Origin of the sequence: Ruminococcus sp. (assembly GCF_017549005.1) — a bacterium.
Lineage (GTDB): Bacteria > Bacillota > Clostridia > Oscillospirales > Ruminococcaceae > Ruminococcus.
The window spans coordinates 1-8,745 of the sequence record NZ_JAFYYT010000020.1; the positions used below are offsets into that span (position 1 = coordinate 1).

Consider the following 8,745-nt stretch of genomic DNA (forward strand, 5'->3'; position numbering starts at 1 on the left):
CATATCAAGGAACTTCTTGATACAGCTCTCGAAGCACTTCTTGTACATGATATCCTCATGGTCGTTTACGGAGAATTCAAGGAAGATGATATCAGCCTTCTGCGAAACGATCTCCTGCTCGCTGCGGACAAGTCCTACAACCGAGGAAGTTCCAGAAAGACCTGCATTTATCTCCTTGAAGCTGCCCTTTGCGAATGTTGACTTAACATAATTCGAGAAAGGCGAAGTATAGTTCTTGCCCTCTGTGATAGAGCCGCCGAGGTAAGCGATAGTCAGTGACTCGCCGCTTTCAGCAGCTGCAAGCTTGCTGTCGAGTCTGTAGGTATTTCCGAAATGCTTTATCGAGCTCTTGTAGAAGTCGATATACTGCGAAGAAGCAGTCTCCTTGTAGTTATCCCACTTTGAAGTGTCGATCTGCGGCGTCGGAGGCTCAACTATCTCCGGCTCAGGCCACTCTGTTATCTTCTTGATGATATAAGACTGGATGAGAACAAGGTCAGCTGCCTCAAACTTGCCGTTCTGGTCAACATCGGCCGCCTTCAGGGCAGAGCCCTTGAGGTCGCCTGCGAGAATAGCCTTTCTTGCAGTTATCATATCAAGAGAATCAATAACGCCGTCAAAGTTCACATCGCCCATTACAGCCTTCTTCGGAGGCTCTGCCCCCTTGATCTCTGTGTCCTTTGGAGCTCCGATCACATCGTCAAGATAGAAGTCGATATAGTCGGAATCGTTCTCGTCTGTCTCAACGTACAGATGAAGATCCGAAGCTCCTTCCGGGATCTCATACTTCTTGTTTGCAAGCTGGAGCCATTCGCCCTTGCTCGCTGTTCCCGAAGCAATATGGTCATACTTTGTTGTTGAACCGTCCGAATACTGGAGAGACAGCTGGAAAGTCTGCTCTGACGGTCCGTTTTCATACATTACGTTAGCGCTGAAGCTGTATTCCGTGCCGGCCTTGAATGCGGCAGAGTCAAGCTCCTTTGCTGCACCGTTCCAATTGTTTTTTCTGCCGCTGACGCTGAGCGAACTTGAACCGCTCATTGCTGCGGAAGATGAAGTCTCAACAGTTTCCGAAGCCCTGCCGCCCCAGCTGCCTGCCGACTTCTCAAAGTCATCGTTGAAGAAGTAGCCGTTCTCGTCAAGAAGTGTTGACGGATCTACCTCCTCTACCTGCTGATTCTGATTTTCTGTCTCAGAGCTGCCATCTGCAGGGGCATTTTCATCTACGGTGATCTTCTTTACGTTTGCGGAACCGCTTGACCTGTAGCCCTCGATATTCAGCGATACCTCATAAAGAGTACCCGACATATCAAGTCCTGCCTTTGACCATGCGTCAAAGTGCTTTGTAACGTCAATAGTGCCCTTCATATAGTTCGTGGTATTGTTCTTTGAGCCGCTGGTCTGACGAATGCTCCAGTACTGAGGGAAAGTCGCCGTACCGTCAAGTGATGGCTGATTATAGCGCATTGTCTTTGCAATATCATAAGTATTGCCGTTAAGGGTTACTGTACCCTTTTTCTCTGCGCCGTCTCCGGGTGGACGCCAGTCACCCCAGCCCTCTACGATATAGTACTCCATAAGCGGAGTCCTTGTCCATCCGTAGACGCACATATAAGAATTTCCCTTTGGAGTGTACTCAACGTCGTAGGTAAGAACTATATTCGATCCTATAGCCTTGTAATTCTGCTTCTTGCTGTCGTAGTTCTTTCCCATACGGGCAAGAAAGTTCTCAATTCCGCTCCAGGAACAGGTAAAGTAGCCTGCGCCCGGATTCATTGACGCCTGACCTGTATAGTTCTGATTCCACATTTCATAGTCGAAGCCGCCTATGTTGCCTCTTTGCTGCTGATCAGCTGCCTTAGCTGTCAGTCCGTTGTTTCCGGGAAATGCTGAATTGCCTATCAACAGCATAGCAGACGCTGTTACGGCTGAAAGCGCCTTCCCGAAAAAGCTTGAATGCTTCATGGATATCACTCCTTTTTAAAATTTATTTCTCCAGTATTCAAAAGCTTTCCACCATAATTATACTTTGCCGCCTCTGTTAAAACAACCTACTTTTTACATAAGAGGTGGACTTTACGATGATTTAGCGGAATTTTCGGCGTTTTATACACTGAAAGCCTTTGAAAACTGGTAAATACGCTTAGTTCAATTACTTTATAAACGTCCGCGCCTGCCAAGCGTTATGCACATAAATATACTGTTATTGTTACTATTATTATACCTTATCTACAACCATATGTCAAGGCATTTATTGCTGAAATCATTGCATTTTCATGCTGAAATAAAAAGACCGCAGTTGCTGACTCTGCGGTCTTTTAAATATTTTTCTGTTTTTTATGTCCGAATCCGAGCACGATAATACTATTGTTTCTTACCTACTGCAAGCTCAACTGCACGGTATGCTCCGTCATATATGCCTGCTTTTTTGGCAATCAGGATATTTGAGCACATTTTCTCGATGATATCCCTGCCGTTCTGTATCATATCTATCATTGCACCCGTTTCGGCAGCAGTTGTACACTCATATGTGCCGTCGCCGATCTCCGCAGACCGGATAGCTCCCCACGCTTCATGGCCGCCCACGCGCTTTATCATCAGCTTCGGGATAGGATAAAACGAAAGCTCACTGGGCTTTGTGATGAGCACGTCGCTGCACCTCATGAGCAGATTTGTGGAATAAACAGCCGCAAAAATATCTGACTGACAGAAAGCGTGTATGCCCCTGATGTTTCCGTCATATGCATTTTTGCAGAATTTCTCCGTATTTGGGAAATCCTCAAAATGTTCATGCACGAAAGGCTTCATCTGCGGAACTTCCCTGACAAGCCTGCTCCATACCTTTGCATGGTCACCCACATTGATGAAAAGCACAGCTTTTCCCATTTTTATGGACGGAAGAAGCTTGCGTATCACAGCAACGAATATCTCCTTCTGTGCTCCTGCACCGCCTACGGACATAAGCCACCTTACAGGCTTGTCATCACGTATCCTGTTCACACGCTTGGCGCAGTCCATTTCGATATTGCTGACCAGTTCGTGGTCGATATAATGACCTGTGTATACTATTGCCTCCTTCGGCATAGGCTTGAGACAGCGCTTTTTGTCCATTCCGCGGAGAGCTCTGTAGCCAAGATACGCCGACGGGGTCTGGACCGTATGCACAGCTCCCTCCGACAAATGCAGTGCCATCGGCCAGTTGTCGGGAATGGCGTTCACAACGTTTGTTAGTCCTGCGTGTACTGCTGCCTGTGACGGCCATACGTGAGTTGCAACAAATGGGATATCCTTGGGAAGATCGCGGAATACGGCAGTCATGAGCTCCGAGGTCTTCTGATCCGCGGCGTTGTAGGTGAGCTTGCGGAAGCCCTCGCTGTTGAGCGGCTCCCATACCAGCTTATTGAAAAGCGAAAACTTCTGCGAAAGCCGCGAGCCCAGCGAATATAGCTCGTTCTGCTGCTCGATTATCTTTCCGCAGGTGGTACCGCCAAAGGAATGCAGGTCAAACCAGTACGGCTTATATCCCATGGAATTGGCTGCTGAGGCTATTGCCATGGATATCCTGTAATGACCGAAACCCATGCGGATATTGCCGATAATAATACTCTTTTCATCAAATTTGCAGCCGCTTTTCCTGCTTATGACCGTGTTCGTCACACCGAGTGCCTTTCCGATGACAGGAGCTTCCTTAGGTGCGAGATGATAAACGACGTCCGTATCATCTCCGAATTTCTTTATGAACTTTGCCTTGGTCTTGAGTGCTTTGTTATATGCTTTACGGGATATTGCGTTTTCAAAAACAAATTTTGAACAATCCATAAAAATTCCTCCGATGTCTTGACAAAGTTTATGAAATATGTTAAAATTATTTATAACCTGATAGGCTCGCTATCAACTTGAATATAGTCTATCACAAAAAAGGAGGTTTGTCAAATGGAAAATGAATTCTCACAGGAAAAAATCAGAACAGAACGCATGGCAAAGGCTGTTGAAATAACTGCACAGCTCTTCGTCAAGAACGGAATCGACGCTGTAAAAATGACCGACATTGCTAAACAATGCGGTTTCGGTGTAGCTACTCTTTATCGCTATTTCGGCACGAAAAATGGTATCACCATTGCTGCAATGACCTATTTATGGGATGAACTGAACAAGATGTTCAGCGGCATCTTCGACTCTGAAGTATTTCTCAAACAGCCGGGCATCAAGCAGGTAGGCGACCTGATGAGAATGTTCATTGTCCTTTATCAGGCACACCCTGGCTTTATGAAGGTCCTTACGGAGTTCGACCTTATGCTCGCCTCCCAGAATATACCGAAGAGCGACCTCAAGGACTACGAAAGGTCCATTATCAATTTCTACCCTGTATTTGAAAAATCATATATGGTAGGCGTGGCTGACGGAACAGTACGCGAAGTTCCGAATATCAAGCTGTTCTACCTCTCATACGCTCACGCTTTGCAGGAACTCAGCAAGAAGCTCACTCAGGGCGAGCTCCTGCCTGGTGACGATTTTTCATTCGCCGAAGAAGAATTAAGTACTATAATTGAAGCCGCAGTTTTCTTTTTAAGAAAGGAATGAGGCTTTTATGGAGAAAAGAAAAACAGCTACCAATAAGGTTTTATGGATCTTCGCAATAGGTCAGCTTGGCTGGTCGCTGCTTTCTGGCATAATTGCCAACTGGCTCGTTTTCTTCTACCAGCCCAGTCAGGAAGAGCTGGCAAAGGGTCAGGTTCTCTTTATCCCCAAAGGTACATTTATCGGACTGACAGCTATCGGAGTCATAACGGCTTTCGGACGTATCTTCGACGCTGTCACCGATCCTTTCATAGCAGGTAAATCGGACTCTCTCAGGCATAAGCTGGGCAGACGCATACCCTTTATGCGATATGCAGCGGTTCCTTTCGGTATCGTTACAGTACTGATGTTCATATCGCCCTTCGGCGCTGAAAACAAGGGAAACGCTGTTACTCTGTTTATTTTCGCTATGCTTTTCTATTTCTGCATGACCTGCTATTGCACGCCGTATAACGCGCTTATTCCTGAACTCGGCAGTACTCAGAACGCAAGGATAAATCTTTCCACATTTATCTCAGTTACCTACTTCTTCGGTACTGCTGTCGCATATCTCGTACCAAATATCGCAAATATTTTCATCGGCAGCATGGGCTATGCCAACAGCTTCCGTATAACTATCGCTATCATGGCAGCTGTCGCAGTTGTATGTATGCTCGTTCCTGCGTTTCTTATAGACGAAAACCAGTATGCAGATACAACGCCAAGCAAAAGCTCTGCTTTCAGCTCTCTCCTGTCCACCTTCAGAAATAAGGAGTTCCGCATTTTCGTATGCTCCGATATTCTCTACTGGATAGGTCTTACGCTGTTTCAGACAGGTCTGTCCTTCTATATCACAGTACTTCTCGGACTGGATTCAGGCATGACTTTCCCGCTTTTCGTTACGATGACGGTAGTTTCCCTGCTTTTCTACCCTGCCGTCAATGTTTTCTCGAAAAAGCTGGGCAAAAAGAAACTCATAGCCTTTGCGTTCCTGTTTTTCTCGTTTGCATTTTTAGTTACCGCAGGCGCAGGCTTAACAGGTATCCCTGATGTTGCTTACGGCTTTATCATAGCGGTACTGGCAGCTCTGCCTATGGCTGTACTGGGAATACTCCCGCAGGCTGTTGTTGCGGACATATCCGAAGCTGATAAGCTCGACACCGGCGAGAGCCGTCAGGGAATGTTCTACGCTGCAAGAACTTTTGCTTTCAAGCTCGGACAGTCACTGGCTATGCTCATCTTCACGAGCATGATACTCATCAATTCCGATGTTGAAAAGGGCGAAACAGGCTACGGTCTCGGCTACCGCCTTACTGCTCTTACAGCAGCTGTGCTGTGTCTCCTCGGCGGAATAGTCTTTTTGCGATATAACGAGAAAAAGGTAATCTCCCGTATAGAGGAGGAACAGAAAAATGCTTAAATTCAAATCGCTGCAATTCCTTTACAGGGACGGCGAAAACGACTTCATGGCTATAACCTCGGGCTCCCTCCGCAATGACAAAATGGAGCTTGAAATAAACACCGACGGGGATATTTTCTCGGTCAGTGTGAAAGCATATGAAACCATAACCATTCAGAAACTTTGTGCGGAATTTGAATACGAATACTGCGAAAACGAGAAGATATTCCTCAATGGCTACCAGTCCTGGACTGACTCCATAGAACATGATACCGACGGAAAAATGCGTGGTATAAGTCATATTCCCGGCGCTCTGAATGAAAAATACGCTTTTTCGCAGTACGGCGACTACAATTTCAGCGAGTACGGCGAGAATATGCACGGCTGGTCCTACGGCTACATCAGAAACAAGGAGCTGTACAGCTTTATCGGTTCTCTTGCTGAATGCTCGGGATTTACGCAGATAATCACTCAGGTCGGCAAGAACTCGGTCATAATAAAAAAGGACTGCGCCGACCTCGACATAAGCGGAGAATGGCAGGCTCTGAAAATACTGCTCACCGAGGGCAGTGAAAAGAAGGTCTTTGACCGCTATTTCACAGAGCTCGGCGTAAAACCGCGTGAAAATGTGAAGCCCCTGTTCGGCTACACAAGCTGGTACAACCATTATCAGGACATAAACGAGAAAAAGATAACCGATGACCTTAACGGTATCAACTCTCTAAACTGCAAAGCCGATGTTTTTCAGATAGACGACGGCTGGCAGACATGTGTGGGAGACTGGCTCAGCGTTGACAGCGAAAAATTCCCCAACGGTATGAAAAAGATCGCTGATATGATCTCTGAGGCAGGTCAGATCCCCGGTATCTGGCTGGCTCCTTTCGTTTGCGAGGAAAAATCGAAAATTTTCAGAAACAGTAAGCACTGGCTTATAAATACGGACGACGAAAACTTTGTAAGAGGCGGATCAAACTGGAGCGGCTTCTACGCACTGGATATAAATAATCCCGAAGTCAGGGAGTATATCAGGTTCGTTATCGAAACTATAGTAAACGAATGGGGATATAAGCTCCTCAAGCTTGATTTCCTGTATGCAGCGTGTATTGTTCCGCGTAAGGACAAGAGCCGCGGACAGCTCATGCACGAGGCCATGGAGTTCCTGAGAGATTGTGCAGGCGACGCTATGATACTTGCCTGCGGAGTTCCGCTTGCTTCCGCCTTTGGCATAGCTGATTACTGCCGGATAGGCTGCGATGTGAGCCTTGACTGGAATGATAAACCGCATATGAGACTAATGCACCGCGAGCGTATAAGCACCCGAAACTCTATTCTTAACACGGTTTTCAGGCGTCAGCTCGACGGAAGGGCTTTTCTGAACGATCCCGACGTATTTCTGCTTCGCAGAAATAACAACTCCCTTACAGAGGAACAGAAGAAATGCCTTGCGGAAGTAAATGCTCTCATGGGCAGTGTGCTCTTTACGTCCGATAATTTCTTCGATTACGAAGCTCCTGAAACGAAAGAGCTCTCCAAAATACTCAGGATAAGAAATGCGGAGATCATTTCTGCAGAGCTAGAAAACGACGTTCTCACGCTCAAATTCAGTATTGATAATAAAAAGTATATCAAACGTTACGATATATGAAGAAAAGGCTGACTAAAAAGTCAGCCTTTTTTGAAATCACATTGCGTCGGTTTTTGTTGTGTTTTGTCGGACGATGTGTTATTATATATATGAAGGAGGGATAAAATTGAAAAAAGACAAGCTTTTCAAAAAGTATCTTTTCTTCATGCTTTGCTCTGCACTCGTTGTGGGAGCTGCCACCTTCTATTTTCATGTTTCGGATATAAAGAAAAATACGACAACAATAATAATCGACCACAATACCAAGGAAATAACAGCACCTGCAAGCACTTCCGCCTCCAAAACCACCTCGAAAAAAATCCCAAAAGCAACCAAGACAACTTCCCTTCCAAATAAAAGTCATACTGCAACCCAAACAGAAGCTGCCACAGAATTCATCTTTCTCGATATCAACTCCGCAAGTTCGGAGGAACTCATGAAGCTGCACGGCATAGGCGCTGTAACTGCTGAGGAAATCGTCAGATATCGCATTGAAAATGACAGATTTGACAATATTGAAGAGATAATGAACGTTAAAGGAATCGGCGAGAAAGTGTTTGAAGAAATCAGGGAGCATATTTATGTTATTGACCCGATCTACGAAACTCCCACGGAAATAGTAACAAATGAAGAAATCACTGAACCCGATTCAGAAACATCGCTTACGTTAGAGGAACTTGCTCCCATAGATATAAATACGGCAGACGCTGAAATACTTGCCATGCTGCCTCATGTTGACGAGGAAATTGCCGGGAAGATAATAGAATTTCGGGAGAAAAACAGCGGATTCAAAAATGAATACGAACTGCTGATGATAGACGGACTTTCACGCAGCGAGGTCAGTGAAATCATTGAGTATATTGAGATAAAATAAAAAGACTATGCATTGCATAGTCTTTTTCAGTGGGCCATTAGGGACTCGAACCCCAGACCGTCCGGTTATGAGCCGGATGCTCTAACCAACTGAGCTAATGGCCCTTATAACATTAATCGGAAGCGTTTTAGCTTCCGATAACGTATATAATGTCGGCACTGATTTAGTTTCCCGGGCCGTCACCAGCCAAGTATCGTCAACGTGAATGAGCTTAACTTCCGTGTTCGGAATGGGAACGGGTGTGACCTCATTGCCATAAGCACCGACTAAATATTGAAGTTTTGAAATGAA

At 45.8% G+C, this 8,745-nt stretch carries 6 protein-coding genes, 1 tRNA gene and 1 rRNA gene; 4 read left to right on the forward strand and 4 right to left on the reverse strand.

Annotated elements, in window-relative coordinates; all coding sequences use genetic code 11:
* Together IKW96_RS05910 and IKW96_RS05915 are read right to left on the reverse strand one after the other, a co-directional pair.
* A partial coding sequence (locus IKW96_RS05910) for a glycoside hydrolase family 11 protein (protein WP_296571639.1) occupies positions 1 to 1,965 on the reverse strand: 1,965 nt, incomplete at its 3' end.
* 399 nt (positions 1,966 to 2,364) lie between these two features.
* On the reverse strand, positions 2,365 to 3,819 hold the full coding sequence (locus tag IKW96_RS05915) for a hypothetical protein (protein WP_296571642.1): 1,455 nt from the start codon (positions 3,817 to 3,819) through the stop codon (positions 2,365 to 2,367).
* 114 nt (positions 3,820 to 3,933) lie between these two features.
* Here IKW96_RS05915 and IKW96_RS05920 point away from each other — a divergent pair, with 114 nt between their 5' ends.
* The 4 genes from IKW96_RS05920 to IKW96_RS05935 all read left to right on the forward strand — a co-directional run bounded on the left by IKW96_RS05920 (position 3,934) and on the right by IKW96_RS05935 (position 8,454).
* Positions 3,934 to 4,581, forward strand: coding sequence for a TetR/AcrR family transcriptional regulator (locus IKW96_RS05920; RefSeq protein ID WP_296571645.1), 648 nt, complete (start codon positions 3,934 to 3,936; stop codon positions 4,579 to 4,581).
* Positions 4,582 to 4,588: 7 nt separating this feature from the next.
* A complete protein-coding gene (locus tag IKW96_RS05925; protein WP_296571648.1) occupies positions 4,589 to 5,977 on the forward strand; it encodes an MFS transporter in 1,389 nt (462 codons plus the stop codon).
* Complete coding sequence (locus IKW96_RS05930) at positions 5,970 to 7,601, forward strand: glycoside hydrolase family 36 protein (protein ID WP_296571652.1); 1,632 nt, start codon at positions 5,970 to 5,972, stop codon at positions 7,599 to 7,601. Before IKW96_RS05925 ends, IKW96_RS05930 begins: the two co-directional genes overlap by 8 nt.
* A gap of 106 nt (positions 7,602 to 7,707) precedes the next feature.
* On the forward strand, positions 7,708 to 8,454 hold the full coding sequence (locus tag IKW96_RS05935; RefSeq protein WP_296571654.1) for a helix-hairpin-helix domain-containing protein: 747 nt from the start codon (positions 7,708 to 7,710) through the stop codon (positions 8,452 to 8,454).
* A gap of 30 nt (positions 8,455 to 8,484) precedes the next feature.
* Here the strand turns inward: IKW96_RS05935 and IKW96_RS05940 are convergent.
* Both IKW96_RS05940 and rrf read right to left on the reverse strand, forming a co-directional pair.
* A tRNA-Ile gene (locus IKW96_RS05940) sits at positions 8,485 to 8,558 on the reverse strand.
* A 46-nt stretch (positions 8,559 to 8,604) separates the two neighbouring features.
* A 5S ribosomal RNA gene (rrf, locus tag IKW96_RS05945) occupies positions 8,605 to 8,721 on the reverse strand.
* Between the last annotated feature and the right edge of the window lie 24 nt (positions 8,722 to 8,745).